The following is a 22,414-nucleotide window of genomic DNA, read 5'->3' as shown; positions in this document are numbered from 1 at the left end:
ACACCTCCCGCGCGTGCTCGCGCTGCGGGCACTGCGCGACGGAGAACCGCCTCACCCAGGCCGCGTTCGCCTGTACGGCGTGCGGGCATGAAGCGCACGCCGACGTCAATGCGGCGATCAACATCCTCAGGGCAGGGCTTGCCCTTCGTGAGGCTGCGCAAGCGGCTTAGCGAGAAGCCGCTCCCTTCAGGGAGCGGAGGAGTCACGTACGCCTCCTCCAGGGAGGTCCGGTGCGGGGTCAGCTCGTGCAGCACCACCCCGTGCGCCATCGCGACCTTCCCGATCACCGCGCTCTCCATCCCCGTCACCACCAGGGCGTCCGCCTGCCCCGCGCCGCCGGGCCGTACGGTCCCCCCGGCGTCGCGCAGCCGGTGGGCGAGCTCCTCTGCTTCCGGGGTGCGCACCAGGACGCTCTCCCGCGAGTTCGCGCGGACGAACGCGTCCAGCCCGGAGTCGGCGAGCAGCCGACCCCGGCCGATGACGACCAGGTGGTCGGCGGTCAGCGCCGTCTCGCTCATCAGATGGCTGGAGACCAGCACCGTCCGGCCCTCCGCGGCGAGGCCGCGCATGAGGGTGCGGATCCACACGACGCCCTCCGGGTCGAGCCCGTTGACCGGCTCGTCGAAGACCAGCACCGCCGGGTCGCCGAGCAGGGCCGCGGCGATGCCGAGCCGCTGGCTCATGCCCAGGGACAGCCCGCCCGCCCGCCGACCGGAGATCCCGGAGAGGCCGACGATCCCGAGCATCTCGTCGACCCGGCTCCGCGCGATGCCGTTGCTCTGCGCCAGGGACAGCAGGTGGGCGAGCACGCTCCGGTTCGGGTGCGCGGCGCGGGCGTCCAGTAGCGCGCCGACCTCCCGCATCGGGAAGGGAAGGTCGGCGTACCGGCGTCCGCGGATCGTCGCCGTGCCGCTCGTCGGCGCGTCCAGGCCCAGGATCATCCGCATCGTGGTGGTCTTGCCCGCGCCGTTCGGGCCGAGGAAACCGGTGACCGCGCCCGGTCTGACGTCGAAGCTCAGGTCGTCCACCGCCGTGGTCCGGCCGTGGCGTTTGGTCAACCGCCGTAACTCGATCATGCGACGAATCCTGGGCCGGGCGGCCGGGCGGCCGGGCGGTTCCGGAGAGGTTCTGTGAGCCCTCTGTGAGATCCCGGGCCGCATCGGGCGCCGCGGCGGCGCGCGGGCCGGATCGCGGGCCCGGCGGCGCCGATCTCACAGGATGTTCACGGCGTCCGCGCCGGCCGGGACCGTCCGCGTCGGCCGGGACCGTCCGCGTCGGCCGGGACCGTCCGCGCCGGCCGGGACCGTCCGCGCCGGCCGGGTCAGCGCCTGCGGGCGAGGGTGACGCCGTCGCGCACGGGCAGCATCACCGAGTCGACGCGGTCGTCCGCGACGACGGTCTCGTTCATCCGGCGCATGGCCACGTCGGCCTCGTCCTCGCAGGCCGGGTCGAGCACGCGGCCCGCCCGCAGCACGTTGTCCAGGACGATCAGCCCGCCCGGACGGAGCCGGGGGACCAGCTCCTCGTAGTAGAGGGGATAGCCGACCTTGTCGGCGTCGACGAACGCGAAGTCGATGTACGGCTCGGCGGGCAGCGCGCGGAGCGTCTCGATCGCGGGGGCGATCCGCAGGTCGATCCGGTCGGCGAGGCCGGCCCGCTCCCAGTAGCGCCGGGCGATCGAGGTCCACTCGTCGCTGACGTCGCACGCGAGCAGGCGGCCGTCCGCGGGCAGGCCCCGGGCGATGCAGACCGACGAGTAGCCGGTGAACACCCCCACCTCGACGGCCTGCCGCGCGCCCGTGAGCCGGACCAGCATGGTGAGGAGCGCGCCCTCGTCGTGGGAGATCTGCATGCCCGCGATGTCGTGGGGGAACGCCTCCCGGGTCTCGGCCGCCAGCTCGCGGAGCAGGTCGTCGGCGGGGGTGCAGTGGGAGAGCAGGTAGTCGCTCACCCCGGGGTCGATGATGTCCATGTCCTGTCCACTCCTCGGTGTCGTGTGCCGGACGGAGGATGCCGCCCGGTCGCGGCGGCGGCCGTCCGGATGATGATCGTCGATCGACGGGCCCCGGCAAGCGTTCCCCGCCGCCGAGGGCTTTGGCAAGCGGATAAGTGCCGTGCGGGAACCGGTCCGGAGGAAGGCCCGGAACATCCCGGTCCGCTGTGAGGCACGGCACTCCGGGCAGGACTCATGTCCCCGGCTCCGGTGCCGATCCCTTGACCTGCGCGACCCCCGAATCACTGGGAGAAGCAGCCGACGACGCGGCCGGGGTCCTCCTCTGACGGATCGGGAGATCTCCTCATGCCATCCACGACGGAACCGCGGGCCGTACCCGCCGAGAGCGCGTCCCGCGGACGCCGCAGCTCCATCGCCGGTCGGCTCGCCGACCTCGGCGTCCGGAAGAAGATCCTGTCCAGTCTGCTTCTCGTGGCCGGAGTGAGCCTGGCCACCTCATCGGTCGCCCTGACGGGCATGGCCTCGATGAGCGAGCGGGTCGACCACCTCTACAACAACAACGTCGTGCCGCTCACGGGGCTGTCGCTGGTCCACCACTCGGAGGTCAAGTCGCGGCTGGACGTCCTGCGGATCGCCATGGCGCCGGACGACGCCTCGGCGCGAGAGTACCAGGAATCCCTGCGCGAGAGCGACGAGCAGATCGCCCAGGGTCTGGAGAAGTTCAAGGAGTACGTCCCGGAGGGCGGCGAGGAGCCCCTCGCCGTCTTCGAGGACAACTGGGCGCGCTGGATCGAGGTCCGTGACGGGCAGGTCCTCCCGCTGGCCCTCGACCGCGACGTGCACGGCGTCGACCGGATGATGGAGTCCACCGGCCAGCCGCTGATCTCCGCGGCGGTCGAGGGGCTGGAGGAGCTGGAGCGGATCGAGGCGGAGGCCGCCAAGGCGGACCACGCCGCGACGATCGACGCCTACGAGAGCAGCCGGACCCTGCTGATCGTCTTCCTGGTCGTCGGCTCGCTGGCCGCGATCGGCCTGGCGCTGCTCGTGTCGCGGTCGATCGTGCGGCCGCTGGCCCGGGTGTCGGCCGTGCTGTCGGCGCTCGGCCGGGGCGACCTGACGGCGAAGGCCGAGGTCCACAGCCGCGACGAGGTGGGGCGGATGGCCGCCGCTTTGGGCGAGGCCATGAGCGGCGTCCGCGCCTCGGTCGAGGCGATGACGCGCAGTGCGGACGAACTGGCCGCCACGGCGGACGAGCTGTCGGACGTCAGCGGCCGGATCGCGGCGAGCGCGGAGCAGACCAGCGCGCAGGCCAGCGCCGTCTCCGCCACCGCCGAGCGGGTCTCCCAGAACGTGCAGAGCGTCGCCGGCGGCACCGAGCAGATGGGCGCCGGGATCCGGGAGATCGCGAGCAGCGCGGCGGAGGCGGCCCGGGTCGCGACGACCGCGGCGCGGGAGGCGGAGGAGGCCAACGCGACCATCGAGCGGCTCGGCGAGGCGAGCAACGAGATCGGCAACGTGGTCAAGATGATCACGGCCATCGCCGAGCAGACCAACCTGCTGGCGCTCAACGCCACGATCGAGGCGGCGCGCGCGGGCGAGTCGGGCAAGGGCTTCGCGGTGGTCGCCGGGGAGGTCAAGGACCTGGCCCAGCAGACCGGCCAGGCCACCGACGACATCGGCGACCGGGTGCAGGCCATCCAGACGGGCACCTCGGTCGCGGTCGGCGCGATCAGCGCGGTGGGCTCGGTCATCGAGCAGGTGAACGACTACCAGGCCAGCATCGCCGACGCGGTCGAGGAGCAGTCCGCCACCACGACGGAGATCAGCCGCAACATCGCCGAGGCGGCCGGCGGCAGCACCGAGATCGCGATGAGCATCGCCGACATCGCCGCCGCGGCCCAGGCCACCAGCGACGGCATCGGCCAGGCCCAGCGGGCCGCCGCCGACCTGTCCCGGATGTCGGGTGAGCTGCGCGGACTGGTGGCCGGCTTCCGGCTGCGCTGACACGCTCCGCTCCGAGCCCTGCGGAAACGCTTCCCTCCGCCGGTGTTTCGAACTAGAGTTCTCATGTGAACCAGGTGCTTCTCGTGATCGACGCTCAGCGCAACATGCTCCGGCCTCCCGCGCCGGTGCCCGAAGCGGAGGCGGTCGCGGACGCGATCACCGTGCTGCTGGAGCGCGCCCGCGCCGCCGGGGCCCCCGTGGTCTTCGTGCGCAACAACGGCTCCGAGGGCGATCCCGACCTCCCGGGGACGCCGGGCTGGGAGCTGGTCCACGAGGTGCTGCCCGGAGAGCAGGTGATCGACAAGCACGTCCCGGACGCGTTCGACGGGACCGACCTCGCCTGGGTGCTCCCGCCGGTGGCCTCGGTCGTGGTGGCCGGGATGCAGAGCGAGTGGTGCGTCCGGGAGACCTCTCTGGCGGCACTGGCGCGCGGGCACGCCGTCACGCTCGTCCGCGGGGCCCATGCGACCTACGACGGCGACGAGCCCGCCGCGGCCGTCTCCCGGAGGGTGGAGGAGGAGCTGACCGCGGCGGGAGCCAAGGTGGCTACGCCGTACGAGCTGTTCTGAGTCCTTCGGGGCCCTTCCCGTCCCTCTCCCGGCGTCGCGGACGCAGGAGCAGCGCGTTGGCGGCCACCGCGACGCAGACCAGGCCGAGCAGGAAGCCCCAGCTCACGTCGCTCAGGTGGTGCATGCCGCGATACATCCGGGAGTAGGCGATCCCGAGCGGGACGCCCAGGCCGACCAGCCACCACAGCACGTTCAAGATCTTGTGGCGGTGGGTGTGCAGGGTGAGCACCAGTGCGACGCCGCAGTAGAAGGCGACCGCCGCGCTGGTGTGCCCCGAGGGGAAGCTGGAGGTGGGCGGCGCGGGGTCCAGATGCTGGACCGCGGGCCGCTTGCGCTCCGCCAGGACGGTGGAGAGCAGGAAGATCAGCGACTGCGACCAGACGGCCGTCACCAGGAAGAGCGACTCGTTCCAGCGCTTGAAGACCAGCCGGAACACGATCAGGAGCACGGCGGTGGCGCCGACGATCACCGGGGTGTCCGACAGGCCGGAGAGCACGTCGGTGACGTCGCTCCAGAAGGTCGTCCGCTCCCGGGCCAGTTCCTCGTTGACCCCGCGGTCGTTCGCGCCGATGGTCGTCGGCTCCAGCACCTTGGTGATCAGCAGTCCGACGCCGATCGTCAGAACGGCCATGACGGACAACGGGAGCAGGATGAGCCGCAGGGCGTCCCGGAGATCGATCGGCGGTTTCGACATGAGACGCGAGCTACCCCGAAAACGGTCAAAGGAACGCCCAAGGGGAGGTGTTCACGTGCGGCCCGGATCTCCGGCGCCGTCCTCCTCCATCTCCGGTTCCACGCCCTCCTCGTACGGCACCGCGGGCCTGCGGCCCTCGTCGCGCCGCCAGGCCTCGTACCCCGCGGCCGTCGCCGCCACGGTCGCGAGCCCCAGGGTGACGCCCGCCACCACGTCGCTGACCCAGTGCACGCCGAGCGCCACCCGGCTGTAGGCGACGAACGCGGTGACGACCGCGGCGCAGCCCCAGGCGGCCAGATGCGCGGCCCGGCTCCGCAGGAAGGGGAGCAGGAGGAGCACGGCCATGCTCGCCCCCGTCGCCGCGGCCATCGCGTGGCCGGAGGGGAAGGATGCGCCGGGCGCCCAGGAGATCGGGTCGGGCAGCACCGGCCGGGCCCGGTCCACGAGCTCCTTGACCGCCAGGTTCAGCAGACCGCTGACGGTGATCGTGACGATCGTCCAGGCGGCCAGGCGCCGCCGTCCCCGGCGCCAGAGCCAGATCGCGGCCAGCACCATCAGGACGCGCCACGTCACCGGGCCGAAGACCTCGGTCGCCACGTTGAGGAAGTCCCCGTAGCCGGGCTGGGAGAGCGTGTGTTCGTGCGCCCGCTCGGCCATCCGCTGGTCGAAGTCGTTCAGCGGCGAGAACGACGAGACCACCAGCGCCAGCAGCAGCACGAACGGCGCCGAGAACAGCGCCACGGCCGCCACCGCGAAGGTGAGCCGCATGCCCAGACGGCGATCCGAGTCCTGGCGTTCAAGGAAACCGACCATCGTCAATGGCTACCCGGTCAGACGCGTCCATGCGCGGAACGGGAGCGCAATCCCGGGCGGGACGGCGTGTCGCGCCCTCCGCCGGGCGGCCCCGCCGCCGTACCGCCCGGCGGTCGGCCCGGGCGGTGTGCCGTACCTGCCGGTGGTCGGCTCAGGCGGCGTGCCGTACCGGTCGTCGGCCCGGGCGGTGTGCCGTACCTGCCGGTGGTCGGCTCAGGCGGCGTGCCGGGCCTCGCGGCGGGCGGTCCAGCGCAGCACGTCGCAGTGGCGCCGCTCGGCCTCGGCGAGGGCGGGCTCTCCGGCGTAGGCGTCGAGCACGCGCCGCAGGTACGGCAGCTGCTCCGCCACGTCGGCCCACGCCTGCCCGGGGTCGCCCGCGCCGAGTTCGATCAGCGCGTCCAGGTGCACGGCGTAGGCCGCCCACCACTGGCGGCTCAGCTCGGCCAGGAACCCGTCCAGCCCGCCGAACTCGCGCTCGATCTCGGCCTCCCACCACGGCGGGACGGTGGTGTGCCCGGTCTCCGCCAGGTCGCGCAGTACGACGTGTGCCAGGGTGCGGCGGCGGCGGACGGCGGTGGGACGTGAAGGAATGCTCATGCGGACAGCCTGCCGATCTTCGCTTGACGAATTCTTGACGTCGCGTTGACGCCGGTGGTCGCGGCTCCGCGGCTCCGCGACTCCGCGGATTCCCGCCCATGAATCCTCCGTTTCTGGGCAGCCGGGGTTCCGAGTCAGGTGGCGGGACGTCGTGGCGAAAGGCATTGCGCACATGTCATATCTGGACCCGGAAGCGTTGGTCGCGAGTCTGCGTCGGATCCGGACGGAGGCCCCCGAGACGGGGATCGTCCAGCAGCTCGAGCGGGCCGTCGAGGTCGTGGACGCGCTGCTCGGTTACTCGGGCGCGGGCCTGATGTTCGCCGAGGAGGGCAAGGAGCTTCGCTACCTGGTCGCCACCGACGACCCCGGGCGCAGCCTGGAAGGAGCCCAGCTCCACCTCGGCCGGGGCCCTTGCGTGTCCGCCTACGAGCAGGACACGGCGGTCACCTGCGCCGACGTGCGCGCGGACCCGCGCTGGCCGGAACTGGCCGCACGGCTCCACCCCGGCGTGCGGGCGGTCGCCGGCGTGCCCGTACGGCTCGGCGGCCGGCCGGTGGGCACGCTGAACGCCTACCAGTCCACTCCCTACGCGTGGACCGAGGCCGACGTCCAGACCCTGCACGCCTACGCCGACGTGATCGAGCAGCTGCTCATCGCCGCGACGGCGGCCGAGGAGAAGAGCGTCCTGGCCGGCCAGCTCCAGTACGCCCTGGACTACCGGATCCTCATCGAGCGCGCCATCGGCTACCTGATGGGCAAGCACGACCTCACCGCCGCCCAGGCGTTCACCGGGCTGCGCAAGCAGGCCAGGGACAGCCGGCGCAAGGTCGCCGACCTGGCGGCCGAGGTGCTCGGCGAGGGGGCGGTCGGCGCGGGCGGCGCCAGGCCGGGGGACTAACCTGACCGGTGATGTATCGATTCCTTTTCACCCAGCTGCTCAGCCGTGTCGACCCGGAGGATGCGCATCATCTGACGGTCGGCGCGCTCCGCCTCCTCTCCACGGCGCCGGTGGTGAAGAAGGCGGTCCACCGCCGCCTCGCCCCGCGCGACCCGGCGCTCCGGGTGCAGGCGTTCGGCGTGCACTTCCCCGGCCCCTTCGGCCTGGCGGCCGGTTTCGACAAGGACGCCGGGTGCGTGGAGGCCATGTCCGCGCTCGGCTTCGGCCACGTCGAGGTGGGCACGATCACCGCGCACGCCCAGCCGGGCAACGCCAGACCCCGGTTGTTCCGGCTGCCCCGGGAGCGGGCGGTCATCAACCGGATGGGCTTCAACAACGCGGGCGCGGGCGCCGCGGCCAGGGCGCTGGGCCGGACGCGCGGCGTCCCGGCGGTCGTCGGGGTCAACATCGGCAAGACCAAGGTCGTGCCCGAGGCGGAGGCCGCGGCCGACTACGTGGCGAGTGCGAAGGAGCTGGCCCCGCTCGCCGACTACCTGGTCGTCAACGTCAGCTCGCCCAACACCCCCGGCCTGCGGAACCTCCAGGCCGTCGAGCTGCTGCGCCCGCTGCTCTCGGCGGTCAAGGAGGTCGCGGACGGCACCCCGAAGCGCACCCCGCTGCTCGTCAAGATCGCTCCTGATCTGGCCGACGAGGACGTGGACGCGGTCGCCGACCTGGCCCTGGAACTGGGGCTCGACGGCATCATCGCGACCAACACCACGATCGGGCGCGAGGGCGTCTCCAGCACCGAGGCCGGCGGCCTGTCCGGCCGCCCGCTGAAGGTCCGGTCGCTGGCGGTGCTGCGCAGGCTGCGCGCGCGCGTCGGGGACCGGCTCACGCTCGTCTCGGTCGGTGGCGTCGAGGACGTCGACGACGTCTGGGAGCGCCTGCTCGCCGGAGCGACCCTGGTCCAGGGCTACACCGGCCTGATCTACCACGGGCCGCTGTGGGCGTACCGCATCCACCGGGGGCTCGCCCGCCGCATGCGCCGGCACCGCGTCTCCGATCTGCGGGAGATCATCGGCCGCACCGCGGGCTGATTGGTACCCTGGGGGGGTACTATCGAGATCACTGAGATCATCGAGATCGGAGGCATCATGAGCGTCGCCACCTACACCGTCACCGGCATGACCTGCGGGCACTGCGTGAGCTCGGTCAAGGAGGAGGTCGGCGGGGTCCCCGGCGTCACCGCGGTCGAGGTCGACCTGGAGTCCGGCCGGGTGGACGTCACCGCCGACCCCCTCGACGACGGGGCCGTCCGCGCCGCGATCAAGGAGGCCGGCTACGAGGTGGCCGGCTGACGGCCGTACGGCCCGCGTCCCGGCCCGGCGGCGTCCGTACGGTCCGCGCCGCCGCAACGCCCGTGCCCCGGCTCCGGCCCCGGCGGCGTCCTGCCGCCGGGGCCGGGGGCGTCATCCGCCCTCTCCGCCCGGCGCGGCCGCCGCGCCCGGCGGAGATGGTGGAGAGTGCGGTCAGAGGCTCGTGCTGGGCCGGGTGGAGTCGGCGCTGCGGGTCAGCTCCTCCACGTGCTTCATGGCCTCCTCCACCCTGACGACGCCCGGCCGGTGGCGGCGCCACCCGGTCCCGCCCCGCTGCCAGGGGCGCGGACCGGAGAGCGGCCTGTACTCCACGCCCAGCGCGTCCAGCCGCCCGAGGTGCCGCTCCAGCCGGGCGCCGAACGAGGAGTCGGCCGATCCCGACCAGGCGACCTCCGCCAGCGCACACCCCCGAGGCCACGCCCGGTAGTCGACGGCCCGCCCGTCGGGCAGGCGCTCGCTCCACAGCTGGAACTGCGCTCCCAGCACCCGCCCGGCCTCCTCGAGCCCCCACGACTCCGGCGCCGGGGCGAACCCCGCCACGTCCGCCACCGTGATCGCGTCCCCGATGGCGACGGGCTCGTCCTCCGACGACGCCTCCGCGTAGTCGAAGTAGAGCGGGAAGATCGGCGTCTGCACCACGTCGTGCCCGGCCGCGGCGGCGCTGCGGGCCACCCCGGGACCGCGCCAGGGCATCACGACCGTGTCGGGCCGGAGCGCGCCGCTGACGAACGCCTCGTCCCAGACCACCGCCCGGCTGCCCCGCTCCGCCAGCACGTCCGCGAGCCGCCGCAGGAACCACGCGTGCAGCTCGCCGGGGCCGGAGAGCCCCAGCTCCGCCTGGAACGCGGTGATCTCCGCCGAGGCCGCCCAGTCGTCGAGCACGCACTCGTCCCCGCCGATGTGCACGTACGGGGTCTCGCCCAGCGCGCCGAGCAGCTCGTCGAGGACGACGGCCAGGAAGTCGATCGTCGGCGGCAGCGGGGAGAGGATGGCGGGGGAGATGCCCCACCGCTCCAGCACCCCGAACGGCTCCGGCGTCCGCCCGTCCGCGGCCCGCGCGTCGAGTTCGGGGTGGGCGGCGAGGATCGCCGAGGCGTGCCCCGGCACGTCGATCTCCGGGACGACCGTCACGGCCCGGTCCCGCGCGTAGGCGGCGATCTCGGCCAGGTCCTCCAGCGTGTAGTACCCGCCGTGCGGGACGTCGTCGAAGGTCTCCTCCTCGCGGTAGTAGCTGGTCACCGTCCGCGGCCGGTGCGAGGCCACCTCGTGCAGCCGGGGGTACGCCCGGCTCTCGACCCGCCACCCCTGGTCGTCCACCAGGTGCAGGTGGAGCCGGTTCAGCTTGTGCGCCGCCATGAGGTCGATCATCCGCAGCACCTCCCGCTTCGGCAGGAAGTGCCGGGCCACGTCCAGGTGCGCGCCGCGCCAGGAGAACCTCGGCGCGTCCGCGATCCGCACCGCCGGGACGCTCCCGCCGGCCCGGACGGTGCGGAAGGCGGTGTCGGGCAGGAGCTGGCGCAGGGTCTGCGCGGCGTAGAACGCCCCCGTCTCCCCGGCCGCCGCGATCCGCACGCCCCGGGCCGACACCTCCAGCCGGTAGGCCTCGGGCCCCAGCGAGGCGTCCCGCTCGACCGCGACCGCAGCGTCGGGCACCGTGCCCGTCTCCCCGGCCGCCGGGCCGTCCGCCTCCGGCGGCGCTCCCCGCCCCGCCGGCCCCGTGCCGTCCCCGGCGGGGCGCAGGTCCAGTGCCGGGAGGGCCCGCCGTACGGCGTCCACCAGGTCGGCGGGACCGCAGATCGGGTCACCGGGGGACAGGTCGAAGGAGCCGGGGCCGTACTCGGCGGACACGGGACGGGGAAGCAGGTCGGTCATGGCCCCGATCATGCCGAACCCGCGAGGAAATAGGAAGGAAACTTTCCGGATGTTCTGCAGGGCGGACCGGGTCCGGCCGGCGCGATCGGCGCCTACGTGAGGTAGTCCTGCAGCCCGTTGGCGAGGGAGAGCGCGATCCTCTCCCGGAACTGCGCGTTCCTGAACTTCCGTGCCTCACCGGCGTTGCGCATGTTCCCGCACTCGATGAAGACCTTGGGGACCCTGGAGAGGTTCAGCCCGCCGAGGTCGTTGCGGAAGCTCAGTGCGTTGCGCCCGATGTAGGTGGAGTACGGCAGGCCGGTGCCGCTCCTGAAGGCGTTCCGCACGGCGCGGCCGAGCTTCTCGGAGTCGTCCACGACCGGGTCCACCGGCCCGTTGATCTTCTTCGGGATGATCACGTGGAAGCCGCGGTCGGTGGCGCGGGCCCCGTCGGCGTGCACCGAGACGGCCGCGTCCGCCCGGGCCCGGTTGCCGATGGCCGCCCGCTCGGTGATGCACGGGCCGACGCCCGTGTTGTTCGGGCGGGTCAGCTTCACCGTGGCGCCCCTGGACTCCAGGAGCGCCTTCAGCCGCCGGGACACGTCCCAGGTGAAGGCCGCCTCGGCGTAGCCGTCGTCGGTGGCGGTCCCGGTGGTGTCGCAGGCCTTCTTGTGGGTCAGGACGTCGACCTGCCGGTTGATCGCCGACGGGTTGCGGTAGTTGTGCCCGTTGTGGCCGGGGTCGATGACCACGACCTTGCCGCGCAGCGGCTTGACCGCGGCGCTCCCGCCCGGCGCGGGGGTCGTCGAGTCGGAGGTCGCGGTGGTCTCACCGGAGGGAGACGCGGCGGTCTCGCCGGAGGGGGGCGCGGTGCCCTCCTCCGCGGGAGGGGCCGGCGGGTCGGAGTCCGGTGAGCCGGCGGGCGCGGAGGCGCCGGGGTCCGCCGGGCTCGTGGCGGGTCCGGGGCTCGCCGGGCCCGCCGCGCCGTCGTCCGGGGCGCCGCCGCAGGCGGCGACGCCCAGACCGCACAGGACGAGGGCTGCCGCGAGTGCTCTGCTGGTCACGTTCTTCCCTTCGCGCGGAACCGTCGGCACCCCAACTTACGCGGCCCGGCACCGTGATCGGCGCCCGTCGGCGTCGGACGGGGCCGTCAGGCGGTCACGGACCCGCCGGACCCGGCCGCCTGGCGCGGCCCCGGACGCGGTCGCAGGGCGCGGTCATCGGCCGGCTGCCGGAGCGGTTCCGGGTGCGATCACCGGACGGTCGCCGACCCGGTCGGCGGGCGTGACCTCCGGCCGTGATCACCAGGCGTGCTCGCCGGTCTCCTGCCGCTGCAGGAGCGCGGCGAGCTCCTGCGCCTCCTCGGCGTCCACACCCAGCACCACGCGCGGCCGCCCCCAGGGATGGTCGATCGAATGGGCGACGTAGCTGGCCACGGAACCCGCCGCGGCGACGGCCTCGGCCTCGGCGCCGCGACCGCGGGCGCTCCGCCACTGCGCCCACGCCCGCTCCAGTTCGGAGGCGGCGCGCTGGGCGCATGACACCAGTTCTGGATCACGCATAGTTACCCCCTTGTCACGCCAGAGTCAACACCAGGGACTCGCGGCGGCTCCGGGGGTTTGCCCAGCCTTGGTGCCCGCCTGGAAACGGGGTGACCCTGTCGGAACCCCTCCAGGCGGGCGCCTACGCCCCCGCGGGGCCCGTGCTGCGCCGTACGACGAGTTCGGGGGTGACCTGCCGCAGGCGGGACGCCTTCCGCGGGTCGCCGATGCGGTCGCTGAGCAGTGCCGCGGCCGAGCGGCCCATGGCCCGGCGGGGCTGGTCGACGGTGGTGAGGGAGATCGCGGGCACGCCTGCCAGGTGGGTGTTGTCGTATCCGACGACGGACAGGTCCTCGGGGACCCGCAGCCCGAGTTCGGCCGCGGCGGCGAGCACGCCCATGGCCACCATGTCGTTGGCGGCGAAGACCGCGGTGGGCCGGGGGTCGCGGGTCAGCAGGCTCCGCGCCGCCCGGGCGCCGCCCTCCTCGGTGGGGTCGCCCTGCTCGACCATGATGTACGGCGCCAGCGCGTGCCGGCGCATCGCCACCAGGTAGCCCTCGCACCGGGACCGGCCGGAGGAGGACCGGGTCCCCTCGATGTGAGCGATCCGGCGGTGGCCCAGCTCCACGAGGTGGTCGATGGCCAGACGCGCGCCCAGCCGGTCGTCGTCCACGACGACGTCCACACCGCCGAGGTCGATGTCGTGCTCGCCCACCACGACCATGGGCGTGTAGCCGGTGGCCTCGATGAGCGTCTCGCTGGTCGGCGGGATGCCGAGCAGGACGAGCCCGTCCACCCGCAGCTCCAGGAAGGCCTCGACGGCCTCGTCCTCGAAGGCCGGGTCCCACTGGCTGTTGCCGATGAGCAGCCGGAGCCCGTCGCCGTGCAGACTCTCCTGCAGGCCGTCCAGGAACTCGGCGTAGAAGGGGTTGTGCAGGTCGGCGACGAGGGCCCCGACCAGGTGGGTGCGGCCCTCGACCAGGCTCCGCGCGACCGCGTTGGGTCGGTAGCCGAGGTCCCTGGCGGCCTGCAGCACGGCCTGCCTGCGGTGCTCGCTGACGTGCGGTGATCCGCGCAGCACGAGCGAGACCAGCGATTTGGAGACACCGGCTCGTTCGGCGACGTTGCGGATGGTGGGACGTGGGCGCGGCCCGCCGCCGTCCGGGAGGACGGCGGCGGCGAACTCACGGGTTCGGGTGACGGCGGTGTTGACCGGCGGTCCTGACATGGCTCTCCCCCGGAATGGTGGGTGGGCACCTGCGGAGGGTGTCCTGACGCCCTCTCACTCAAAACGATCGAGTTCCGGATGGGGTACGGCTTCCGCGGGACAGAACTCGGATCTTGACCCGACCGCCGTCCGCTCCCACTCCGATAGTGTGCGCACTGTGGGTTCGAGATCCGGGGCCGCGAGGCAGGAGAAGTCCGGCGACGCGCGACCGGCGCGGCGCAGGCTCAGCGTGGACCGGCGCCGCGAGGAGCTCATGGCCGCGGCGCTGGAGCTGTTCAGCAGGCACGACGCCGAGGACGTCTCCATCGACGACGTCGCCTCTGCGGCCGGGGCGTCGCGCGCCCTGGTCTACCACTACTTCGGTGGCAAGCAGGAGCTCTACGTCGCCGCGCTGAAGAGCGCCGCCGCGCAGCTGGAGGCGCGGCTGCGCCCCCAGGGGAACGGCCGTCCGATGGACGAGCTGGCCCTGGGGCTGGAGCGTTACTTCGACTTCGTCGAGGAGCACGCGGCGGGTTTCGCCGCCCTCCTCAAGGGCGGCCCGGCCAACCGGAGCGGCGAGATCGGCGAGATCGTCGACAGTGTCCGGCACCGCCTGCTCCGCCTCATCATGCGGCAGATGAGGGTCGAGGAGCCGGGCCCGGCCCTGCGCATCACGCTGCGTTCGTGGATCGCCTCGGTCGAGACGGCCGGTCTCGACTGGCTGGAGCACCGGGACATCGAGCGGCCCACGCTGGAGCGCATGCTGGTCGACCACATGGTGGCGCTGCTCGGGGTCGCCGCCAACCACGACCCGCAGGTCGCGGAGCTCCTCGAGGACCTGGTCCGGGACCAGCTGCTCTGACGGGAGCAGGCGAGGGCCGACGAGACCGGGAACGAAGTGCCGCCGACCGCGGAAGTCCGTCCGGCGGAGCGTCACCGGTGGAGCGGGCCGCCGGCGAACGGAGCGCGAGCGATCCCCGCACGTCCCCACTGACAGAGCGTAACTGGTTACGGAGCGTCACCGGTTACGGAGAACCGTCGACCGGAGAACCGTCGACCGGAGAACCGTCGACCGGGGAGGCGGCGTCGGGCGGGCGACGCCGCTCTCCACAGAGCCTGTGCGGTCCACGCGCCCACACTCCCGGTGAGCGCGCGATGTTGTCCCCCCGGATCCGAGTACGGCCCCCGCCCTACTCGGAGCGCTGCTGCGGAATCCCCGCGAGCAGCGCGCGAACCTCGGTCTCCCGGTAGCGGCGGTGCCCACCCAGCGTGCGGATGGACGTCAACTTGCCCGCCTTCGCCCACCGTGTGACGGTCTTGGGGTCGACGCGGAACATGGTTGCGACCTCCGCCGGGGTGAGCAGCGGCTCGGCCTCAGGTGTACGAGCTGACATTTGTGCGGCCTCTCCTCCGTGTGGACCGACGACAGCGATCCTGCGACTTGACGCTTGTCACGGATGTCCCCCTATGGTCCCTTGCGTGCGGCAGTTCGGACCATATGCGGCATCACCCGATGTGACCATACAGCCACACAGAGCGATTGGCGAGTCTTTGGGCGACTCATCTCTCTTGTGCATGCCGTGTTGTCACGCTCGGTGATTCTAGCGACACGTTTCGTGGTATCGCAGTGAAAACGGCAAATTACTCAGTTCGCAGATGCGTCCCCGGACGTTGACAGCCCCACTTATGCAGGTCAGAGGGGTGATATGCGACTCAGTTTGCTGATTCGAGAAGTTGTATTGACCTCCAGCGGGCGATCACCCGCTGGTACATGGCGAAGGCCAGCTCTTCCTGTCCGGTGTCCAGACCCGTCAGCGCGGCGGCGAGCTCGGCCACCGACTGGTCGGCCCGGAGCTTCTCGTCGTCCATCAGGTGGACGATGCCGCCGTAGTCCAGCTCCACCAGCGAGTGCGGGTGGAACTCCTCCAGCCAGCGGGCCACGTCCTCGACCTCCTCGGTGATGCCGACGTCGCCCACCTGGCGGCGGAGGATCTGCAGCGCGCGGGCGACGCGGCGGCGGGCGTGCGCCATGGAGGTGACGTAGATCAGGTTGCGGGTGGTGGTGGTGCCCCCGGCTCCGGCCTCCCCGTCGAGGGCCAGCCAGCGCTCGCCTCCGTCGAAGGGCAGGAACCAGGACGTCGGGATGTGCCAGGTCGAGGTGCGGATGTGGGTGCGCAGCGCGGCCGCCCCGCCGCGGCGCTTGAACCGGTCGAAGTCGTCGGCGGTCTGCTCGGCGATCGACAGCGGTACGAACCGCTCCGCCACCGCGACGGGAGTCGTCCCCCGGAAGCGCGAGAACGCCAGCCACGAGCGCAGCCTGCTCTGCCACGGGCAGACGTAGAGCACGTCGTCCACGCGTCTCAGGTAGGCGTTGGGGCTCTCGTGGACCGGGGCCGGGGCCGGCGGGACCCCCAGGAGGCGCGTGACCGCCTCACCGTGCTCGGCGTGGAGCGCGCTCGCCCGGCGGGGCCGGTCGGGCGTTTCGGCGTAGGCCTGCCATGAGACGCGCTCGGCGGGGCTGAACGCGGTCAGAGGTTCATAGACGCGGAGGTACGCGGCATAGGGCAGCACGCTCGCATCGTGCCATGAAGAACCCGCCCTTGTCCGGTACCGGACCGTGCCGGATCCCGCGCCCGCCCGTTCCGGTCCGGCGCGGGCACGGCACGCCGTCTCGGCAGGTGAGAGGGGAAGGGCTCCCGGTCGTCACGCTCGGCGGGTTGTGGTTACGCTGAGTCTGATCTCCGCCGCGACGGAGCGGCGGACCGGACGACGGGAGTCACCACCGTGACGGACGTCTTCGGGCTCTCCCACAAGGACAGCAGCCCGGTGAGCACCCCGATGAGCGACCAGGCCGGACACGAGCAGGTGGTCTTCTGCTCCGACGAGCGCAGCGGCCTGCGCGCGATCATCGCGATCCACAACACCGCCCTGGGCCCGGCCCTCGGCGGGACCCGTTTCTACCCCTACGAGAGCGAGCAGGCCGCGCTGGCGGACGTGCTCAACCTCTCGCGGGCGATGGCCTACAAGAACGCCCTGGCGGGTCTCGACCTCGGCGGCGGCAAGGCCGTCATCATCGGCGACCCGGAGACGGACAAGAACGAGGCGATGCTCCGGGCCTACGGCCGGTTCGTCCAGTCCCTGGGCGGGCGCTACCTCACCGCGTGCGACGTCGGCACCTACAGCGAGGACATGGACCTCATCGCGCGCGAGACCTCCTACGTCACCGGCCGCACCCTCGCCCAGGGCGGCGCCGGCGACTCGTCCATCCTGACCGCCTTCGGCGTCTTCCAGGGCATGAGGGCCGCCTCCGAGCACGTCTTCGGCACCTCGTCGCTGCGCGGCAGGCGGGTCGGGGTCGAGGGAGTCGGCAAGGTGGGCCACCGGCTGGTCGACCACCTCGTCGAGGACGGCGCGGAGGTGGTGGTCTGCGACGTGAGCGAGCGCGCGGTCGAGCTCGTCCGGCGCAGGCACCCCCAGGTGGAGGTCGTCGCCGACCAGGCCGCCCTGACCGCGGCCGACATCGACGTCTACGCGCCGTGCGCCCTCGGCGGGGCGCTGGACGACGGGACGGTCGCCCGGCTGCGGGCCTCGATCGTCTGCGGCGGCGCGAACAACCAGCTCGCCCACCCCGGGGTGGAGAAGCAGCTCGCCGACCGCGGCATCCTCTACGCGCCCGACTACGTCGTCAACTCCGGCGGAGTCATCCAGGTCGCCGACGAGATCCAGGGGTTCGACATGGACCGGGCGAGGGCAAAGGCCGAGAAGATCTACGCTACGACTCTCAAGATTTTCACCACGGCGGCGGAGGACGGCGTCCCGCCGGCTGTCGCAGCAGATAGGCTAGCCGAGCGCAGAATGTCGGAAGTCGGGCGGATTAGGGGCATTTGGCTAGGTCGCTAGCCCCTCATGCCCCCGCGGCGTACCGAGGCGGGCGCAAAACAGGTACGGTTGTAGTCGAACGAGAACTGACGCCTCAGTCAGGTGGCGTCAGTGCGTGGTGCGTTAGCGACGAGGGGTCGGGCACGACCCCACACGAGGGGGTCGAGCCAATGGGGCGCGGCCGAGCAAAGGCCAAGCAGGTCAAGGTTGCTCGCCAGCTGAAGTACAACAGCGGTGGCACTGATCTTGAGCGTCTTCGCAACGAGCTCGGAGTCAGAGACGACTCCGTCCACAAGGACGACGCTGACGACTCCTACGATGATCTCGCGGATCGCTATGCCGATTACGCCGATGACTTCGACCCCGGAGACGACCGGGACAACGGGACGTCCGGCCGCCGCTAGGCGGTCCGCACACTGAGCGGGTGGGAACGCCCGGCGGTCACCGCCGGGCGTTCTTTCCGCATCCGCCCTCGTCTCCAGGTCCTCGCCACGCGCTCCGGCATCCGGAGCGCGTCCGGACACGGGCATCCGGAGCGCCGCTGAGCATGCCCGGGGACGGCCGGCATCCGCGGTGCCTCCCGGCATGCCCGCAGGCGCCGCCGGGACCGGCAGCCCGAAGCCGCCTCCGCTTCCGGGGAGGCCCCGCTTCCGGGTCGGCCCGGTGCGTCCCGGTCCCACCGGAGCGGGACGCATCGGGAACGGCCTAGCGGTAGCGGGCCCGGCCGGTGCCGGGGACGATCTCGCCGAGGACCCACGCGGGGAGGTCCCGCTCCTTCAGCAGCGCCAGGGCCGGGTCGACCGCCTCGGCGGGGACGACCGCCGCCATGCCCACACCCAGGTTGAAGGTGCGGTCCATGTCGGCCTGCGCGACCTTGCCGTGTCCCGCGAGCACGTCGAAGACCGCGGGCGGGGTCCACGACGACCGGTCCAGCAGGGCGTCCAGCTCCGGCGGGAGCGAACGGGACAGGTTGCCCTCCAGGCCGCCGCCGGTGATGTGGGCGTAGGCGTGCACCTCGACCGAGCGGGCGAGCGCCAGGCAGTCCAGGGAGTAGATCCGGGTCGGCTCCAGCAGCTCCTCGCCCAGCGTCCGGCCGAACTCCGGGACCTCCTGCTCCAGCGAGAGCCCGGCGAGCCTGATGATGTGCCGGACCAGCGAGTAGCCGTTGGAGTGCACGCCGGACGAGGCCAGCGCCAGCACCACGTCGCCCTCGCGGACCCGGTCCCGGCCCAGCATCTCGTCGGCCTCCACCACACCGGTGGCCGCGCCCGCCAGGTCGTACTCGTCGGCGCCCATGGCCCCCGGGTGCTCGGCGGTCTCGCCGCCGACGAGCGCGGCGCCCGCCAGGCGGCAGCCCTCGGCGACCCCGCCCACGATCTCGGCGATCCGCTCCGGGACGACCTTGCCGCAGGCGATGTAGTCGGTCATGAACAGCGGCTCGGCGCCGCAGACCACCAGGTCGTCGACGACCATGCCGACCAGGTCGATGCCGATCGTGTCGTGCCTGCCCAGCTGCTGGGCCAGCATGACCTTGGTCCCGACCCCGTCGGTCGAGGTCGTCAGCAGCGGGCGGCGGTAGCCCAGCAGGGCCGAGGCGTCGAAGAGGCCGGCGAACCCGCTGGCGTCGTCGACGACCTCGGGCCGGCGCGACCGCGCGACCTTCGCCTTCATCAGCTCGACGGCGCGCTCGCCCGCGTCGATGTCCACTCCGGCCGCGGCGTAACTGGTCACGCGTCCTCCTCCGTCGGTCGTACGGCCTCGGCGCCGCGGGCGGTGTCCCGGGCGCACGCGATCCCCCCGGCCGGCCGCGTGCGCGGCACGTCCCCGGTGCGTGCGCTCACGCCTTGGCCTCCAGGACGTACTTGCCCACGTTGTCGCGGTCGACGGCGATGGGGTACTCCCCGGTGAAGCAGGCCCGGCAGAGCCGCTCGGAGGGGATCGTGGTGGCCTCGGTCAGGCCCTCCAGCGAGATGTAGCCGAGGGAGTCGGCGCCGAGGGAGTCGCGGATCTCCTCCACGCTGAGCGAGCCGGCGATCAGCTCGGCCCTGGTGGCGAAGTCGATGCCGTAGAAGCACGGCCAGGCGACCGGGGGAGAGGAGATCCGGACGTGGACCTCGCGCGCGCCCGCCTCCCGCAGCATCTTGACGATGGCCCGCTGGGTGTTGCCCCGCACGATCGAGTCGTCCACGACGACCAGGCGCTTGCCGGCGACGACCTCCTTCAGCGGGTTCAGCTTGAGCCGGATGCCCAGCTGGCGGATCGTCTGGGACGGCTGGATGAAGGTCCGGCCGACGTAGGAGTTCTTCACCAGGCCCTGGCCGTACGGGATCCCGCTCTCCTCGGCGTAACCGACGGCGGCCGGGGTCCCGGACTCGGGGGTGGGGATGACCAGGTCGGCCTCGACCGGGTGCTCGCGGGCGAGCACGCGGCCGACCTCGACGCGGGTCGTCTGCACGCCGCGCCCGGCGATGGTGGTGTCGGGGCGGGCCAGGTAGACGTACTCGAACAGGCAGCCCTTGGGCTCGGCCAGCGCGAACCTGCGGGACCGCACGCCGCGCTCGTCGATGGTCAGGAGCTCGCCCGGCTCGATCTCCCGGACGAAGGTGGCGCCCACGATGTCGAGGGCGGCGGTCTCGGAGGCGACCGCCCAGCCGCGCTCCAGGCGGCCGAGGACCAGCGGGCGGATGCCCTGCGGGTCGCGGGCGGCGTAGAGCGTCTTCTCGTCCATGAAGACGAGGGAGTAGGCGCCCTTCACCTGGGGGAGCAGCTCGGCCGCCGCGTCCTCGACGGGCTGGCTGCGGTCCTGGGCCAGCAGCGCGGCCAGCACCTCGGTGTCGGTGGTCGCCCTGGTGGTGCCCGGGGCCAGGCGCTCGGCCAGCTCCCGGGTGTTGATCAGGTTGCCGTTGTGCGCGAGCGCGAGCCCGCCGCCGTCGGTGGAGCTCAGCGTCGGCTGGGCGTTCTCCCAGACGCTCGACCCGGTGGTCGAGTAGCGGCAGTGGCCGATGGCCAGGTGGCCGCGGAGGGTGCCCAGCACCGACTCGTCGAAGACCTGGGCCACCAGGCCCATGTCCTTGTAGACGAGGATGCGGCTGCCTTCGCTGACCGCGATGCCGGCGGATTCCTGTCCGCGGTGTTGCAGCGCGTACAGCCCGTAGTAGGTGAGTTTGGAGACTTCCTCCCCGGGGGCCCATACGCCGAAGACACCGCAGGCGTCTTTCGGGGGTCGGTCATGGGGGTCAAGGTCATGGCTCAGATGGCCGTCGCCCTTCAGCACGTGCCTCAGTCTAGGTCGGCCTTCCGGCTGCTCGTACCCCGGGGCCGCCTCTCCGGCTTGCCACACCCTGACCGAAGGATCGTCCGCGGTTTGCCGCGCCGGTCCGCACCGTCGGCGGAGGCCGGGAGAAAGTGGGGTCTCCGGCATCTCTACGCGTCGGGAGAGCGGACGTGACGACACCTGTGGACCCAGACCAGCCCGAACCGCGGCGCGAGCCGGGGGAGCCGAGGCCGGCGCATCCGGACGTGCCGGAGGCGCCGGAGGTGCCGGAGCCGCTCCGGGCCGAGCCGGAACCGCCCCAGAGCCCCCCGCCCTCCATCGGGGCGGGCGCCTCGGGGCCGTCGCGGTACGAGCCGCCGACCCCTCCTCCGGGTCTGTCACCCGTCCCGTCCCGGGCCACCGAGCCGGTGGGCGAGGACTTCCCACCGGACCTGCCGTCCGCGCCGGCACCGGGCGATCCGCACGGCGGCCCGCGCGCCGAAGGGTCCGGCGACCCGCACGGCGGCCCGCGCGCCGAAAGGCCCGAGGGCCCGTACGGCGGACCGCCGGCCGGGGGGACCGGCGGCCCGTACGGCGGCCCGCCGGGGGCGCCCACCGGAGCGCACCCGTACGCCCCCTCCGCTCCGCCGTCAGGCGGATCTCCATATCAGGCGCCGCCCGCGGGCGGGCCGTACTCCTCCGCCCCGCCGGGCTCGCCGCAGGCGCCCTGGCCGGGCGGTCCCACATATCCGGGAGGTCCGGTGCAGTATCCGGCGCCTCCCCCCGGCGGCCGTCCCGCGGCCGGGCGGGGCGGGGGCGTCGGCACCGCCGCGCTCGTGCTCGGAATCGTCAGCCTCTTCCTGCTGTTCGCCTGCGGACTGGGAACGCTGACGGCGGTCGCCGGCCTGATCGTCGGTTTCGTCGCGATCGCCAAGGACTCCAACCGGGGACGGGCCTGGGTGGGCATCGGCCTGAGCGTCCTGACGCTGGTCGTCGCCGCGGCGCTCGTCGCCTGGTTCTTCAGCCGGGCGGGCGCCTGCATGGACCTGCCCCCGGACCTCCAGGAACGCTGCCTGGAGGAGCGGTTCGGCGTGCGGATCGATGTGCCCTGAGCGGGCGTCCCGGCCGGGTACGGGCGTCCGGGACCCCTCGGCGTGCGGGCGGAGGACCGGCGGGCGCGCTCAGGCGACCGGCAGGTGGTCCGAGAGGTCCGCGCGGGCCCCGCTCGCCGAGACGCGGCCCGCCGCCGTCGCGTCGGCCCAGGTCAAACGGCCGGTGGCCAGCTCCAGCCAGGTCCGGGCGTCCGTCTCCACCACGTTCGGCGGGGTGCCCCGCGTGTGCCGGGGGCCCTCCACGCACTGCACGGCGGCGTGCGGCGGGACCCGCACCTCGACGGTCCGCCCCGGGGCCGCCGCGGCGAGTCGGTCCAGCAGGTGCCGTACGGCCAGCCGCGCGGCCTCCCGCTCCGGCCGGACCTCCCGCTCGTAGGCGCGCATGACCGCCGCCGCGCACGCGCCCAGCAGGGCGCCGAGGCCCTCCGGCCCGTCGTAGGGGGGCTCGTCCAGGGCGGTCAGCTGGGCGTCCAGGGCGGTGCGGACCCTCTCGGGGTCGGGCTTGTGAGGTGGCACGCCTCCCATCATGCCCGCCCGCCCCGGTGGCCGGTCCGCCCGGACGGCGGGTCACCCGGGCTGCGGTCGGCCCGCCCGGACGACTGGATCACCCGCCCGGTGGCCGGTCCGCCCGGACGGCGGGGACCGCCCGGACATCGATGACGAACGGTTCATCACCCGGGCAAA

General features: G+C 73.1%; 22 protein-coding genes and 1 pseudogene. 9 read left to right on the top strand and 14 right to left on the bottom strand.

All coding sequences use genetic code 11. From position 1 onward, the window contains the following. Window positions 1-203: 203 nt before the first annotated feature. Window positions 204-1,076: pseudogene (locus tag IEZ06_RS28510) on the bottom strand (ATP-binding cassette domain-containing protein); the annotation flags it as partial. Window positions 1,077-1,321: 245 nt separating this feature from the next. Beyond that, complete coding sequence (locus IEZ06_RS28505; protein WP_189239762.1) at window positions 1,322-1,972, bottom strand: O-methyltransferase; 651 nt, start codon at window positions 1,970-1,972, stop codon at window positions 1,322-1,324. Window positions 1,973-2,299: 327 nt separating this feature from the next. Between IEZ06_RS28505 and IEZ06_RS28500 the strand changes: the two genes are divergently transcribed. After that, window positions 2,300-3,958 (top strand): methyl-accepting chemotaxis protein, encoded by a 1,659-nt coding sequence (locus IEZ06_RS28500; protein ID WP_189239761.1) that lies wholly within the window; start codon window positions 2,300-2,302, stop codon window positions 3,956-3,958. A gap of 65 nt (window positions 3,959-4,023) precedes the next feature. Continuing rightward, window positions 4,024-4,527: an isochorismatase family protein gene (locus IEZ06_RS28495; protein WP_189239760.1), complete on the top strand. Its 504-nt coding sequence runs from the start codon at window positions 4,024-4,026 to the stop codon at window positions 4,525-4,527. Here IEZ06_RS28495 and IEZ06_RS28490 read toward each other — a convergent pair. The 3 genes from IEZ06_RS28490 to IEZ06_RS28480 form a co-directional block, all read right to left on the bottom strand. Next, the gene (locus IEZ06_RS28490) at window positions 4,505-5,221 is read right to left on the bottom strand and encodes a phosphatase PAP2 family protein (RefSeq protein WP_189239759.1); all 717 of its coding nucleotides are present in this window, start codon (window positions 5,219-5,221) and stop codon (window positions 4,505-4,507) included. The two genes, IEZ06_RS28495 and IEZ06_RS28490, sit on opposite strands and share 23 nt — an antisense overlap. A gap of 51 nt (window positions 5,222-5,272) precedes the next feature. Further along, a complete protein-coding gene (locus IEZ06_RS28485) occupies window positions 5,273-6,034 on the bottom strand; it encodes a phosphatase PAP2 family protein (RefSeq protein ID WP_229798816.1) in 762 nt (253 codons plus the stop codon). A gap of 213 nt (window positions 6,035-6,247) precedes the next feature. Continuing rightward, entirely contained in the window at window positions 6,248-6,631 is a 384-nt protein-coding gene (locus IEZ06_RS28480; protein ID WP_189239758.1) for a hypothetical protein, read from the bottom strand. A gap of 172 nt (window positions 6,632-6,803) precedes the next feature. On the opposite strand from IEZ06_RS28480, the gene IEZ06_RS28475 reads away from it, so the two are divergent. The 3 genes from IEZ06_RS28475 to IEZ06_RS28465 are packed head-to-tail and all read left to right on the top strand — an operon-like array spanning window position 6,804 to window position 8,869. After that, window positions 6,804-7,529, top strand: coding sequence for a GAF and ANTAR domain-containing protein (locus IEZ06_RS28475; RefSeq protein WP_189239757.1), 726 nt, complete (start codon window positions 6,804-6,806; stop codon window positions 7,527-7,529). Window positions 7,530-7,540: 11 nt separating this feature from the next. Beyond that, window positions 7,541-8,608, top strand: a complete 1,068-nt coding sequence (locus tag IEZ06_RS28470; protein WP_189239756.1) for a quinone-dependent dihydroorotate dehydrogenase — start codon at window positions 7,541-7,543, stop codon at window positions 8,606-8,608. Between the two features lie 57 nt (window positions 8,609-8,665). Continuing rightward, a complete protein-coding gene (locus IEZ06_RS28465; protein ID WP_189239755.1) occupies window positions 8,666-8,869 on the top strand; it encodes a heavy-metal-associated domain-containing protein in 204 nt (67 codons plus the stop codon). 171 nt (window positions 8,870-9,040) lie between these two features. Here the strand turns inward: IEZ06_RS28465 and IEZ06_RS28460 are convergent, their stop codons facing one another. The 4 genes from IEZ06_RS28460 to IEZ06_RS28445 form a co-directional block, all read right to left on the bottom strand. Next, a complete protein-coding gene (locus IEZ06_RS28460) occupies window positions 9,041-10,759 on the bottom strand; it encodes a beta-N-acetylhexosaminidase (RefSeq protein WP_189239754.1) in 1,719 nt (572 codons plus the stop codon). Between the two features lie 92 nt (window positions 10,760-10,851). Next, a complete protein-coding gene (locus IEZ06_RS28455; protein WP_189239753.1) occupies window positions 10,852-11,802 on the bottom strand; it encodes an N-acetylmuramoyl-L-alanine amidase in 951 nt (316 codons plus the stop codon). A gap of 237 nt (window positions 11,803-12,039) precedes the next feature. Then, the gene (locus tag IEZ06_RS28450) at window positions 12,040-12,300 is read right to left on the bottom strand and encodes a hypothetical protein (protein ID WP_189239752.1); all 261 of its coding nucleotides are present in this window, start codon (window positions 12,298-12,300) and stop codon (window positions 12,040-12,042) included. Between the two features lie 121 nt (window positions 12,301-12,421). Continuing rightward, a complete protein-coding gene (locus IEZ06_RS28445; protein WP_203872201.1) occupies window positions 12,422-13,507 on the bottom strand; it encodes a LacI family DNA-binding transcriptional regulator in 1,086 nt (361 codons plus the stop codon). A gap of 157 nt (window positions 13,508-13,664) precedes the next feature. On the opposite strand from IEZ06_RS28445, the gene IEZ06_RS28440 reads away from it, so the two are divergent. Further along, complete coding sequence (locus IEZ06_RS28440) at window positions 13,665-14,348, top strand: TetR/AcrR family transcriptional regulator (protein ID WP_229798814.1); 684 nt, start codon at window positions 13,665-13,667, stop codon at window positions 14,346-14,348. Window positions 14,349-14,676: 328 nt separating this feature from the next. On the opposite strand, the gene bldC is transcribed toward IEZ06_RS28440, so the two are convergent. Together bldC and IEZ06_RS28430 are read right to left on the bottom strand one after the other, a co-directional pair. Continuing rightward, window positions 14,677-14,880 carry a developmental transcriptional regulator BldC gene (bldC, locus tag IEZ06_RS28435; protein WP_013133571.1) on the bottom strand — a complete coding sequence of 68 codons (204 nt, stop codon included), beginning with the start codon at window positions 14,878-14,880 and terminating at the stop codon, window positions 14,677-14,679. Between the two features lie 319 nt (window positions 14,881-15,199). After that, a complete protein-coding gene (locus IEZ06_RS28430; RefSeq protein ID WP_189239751.1) occupies window positions 15,200-16,057 on the bottom strand; it encodes a DUF8083 family protein in 858 nt (285 codons plus the stop codon). 213 nt (window positions 16,058-16,270) lie between these two features. Here IEZ06_RS28430 and IEZ06_RS28425 point away from each other — a divergent pair, with 213 nt between their 5' ends. Continuing rightward, window positions 16,271-17,386, top strand: a complete 1,116-nt coding sequence (locus IEZ06_RS28425; RefSeq protein ID WP_229798812.1) for a Glu/Leu/Phe/Val family dehydrogenase — start codon at window positions 16,271-16,273, stop codon at window positions 17,384-17,386. 149 nt (window positions 17,387-17,535) lie between these two features. Next, on the top strand, window positions 17,536-17,769 hold the full coding sequence (locus IEZ06_RS28420) for a DUF3073 domain-containing protein (protein WP_068902805.1): 234 nt from the start codon (window positions 17,536-17,538) through the stop codon (window positions 17,767-17,769). Window positions 17,770-18,070: 301 nt separating this feature from the next. Here IEZ06_RS28420 and purM read toward each other — a convergent pair whose 3' ends face one another. After that, window positions 18,071-19,096 carry a phosphoribosylformylglycinamidine cyclo-ligase gene (purM, locus tag IEZ06_RS28415; protein ID WP_068902807.1) on the bottom strand — a complete coding sequence of 342 codons (1,026 nt, stop codon included), beginning with the start codon at window positions 19,094-19,096 and terminating at the stop codon, window positions 18,071-18,073. A 106-nt stretch (window positions 19,097-19,202) separates the two neighbouring features. Beyond that, window positions 19,203-20,639 carry an amidophosphoribosyltransferase gene (purF, locus tag IEZ06_RS28410; RefSeq protein WP_068902809.1) on the bottom strand — a complete coding sequence of 479 codons (1,437 nt, stop codon included), beginning with the start codon at window positions 20,637-20,639 and terminating at the stop codon, window positions 19,203-19,205. Window positions 20,640-21,379: 740 nt separating this feature from the next. Between purF and IEZ06_RS28405 the strand changes: the two genes are divergently transcribed. Continuing rightward, window positions 21,380-21,730: a hypothetical protein gene (locus tag IEZ06_RS28405; RefSeq protein ID WP_189239750.1), complete on the top strand. Its 351-nt coding sequence runs from the start codon at window positions 21,380-21,382 to the stop codon at window positions 21,728-21,730. Between the two features lie 69 nt (window positions 21,731-21,799). Here IEZ06_RS28405 and IEZ06_RS28400 read toward each other — a convergent pair whose 3' ends face one another. Beyond that, a complete protein-coding gene (locus tag IEZ06_RS28400; RefSeq protein ID WP_229798818.1) occupies window positions 21,800-22,255 on the bottom strand; it encodes a sterol carrier family protein in 456 nt (151 codons plus the stop codon). Window positions 22,256-22,414 lie beyond the last annotated feature (159 nt).

It is taken from the genome of Planomonospora antibiotica, assembly GCF_014647955.1.
GTDB lineage: Bacteria > Actinomycetota > Actinomycetes > Streptosporangiales > Streptosporangiaceae > Planomonospora > Planomonospora parontospora.
The sequence above is the reverse complement of the archived record's forward strand: the minus strand, read 5'-3'. Positions and strand labels throughout refer to the sequence as shown.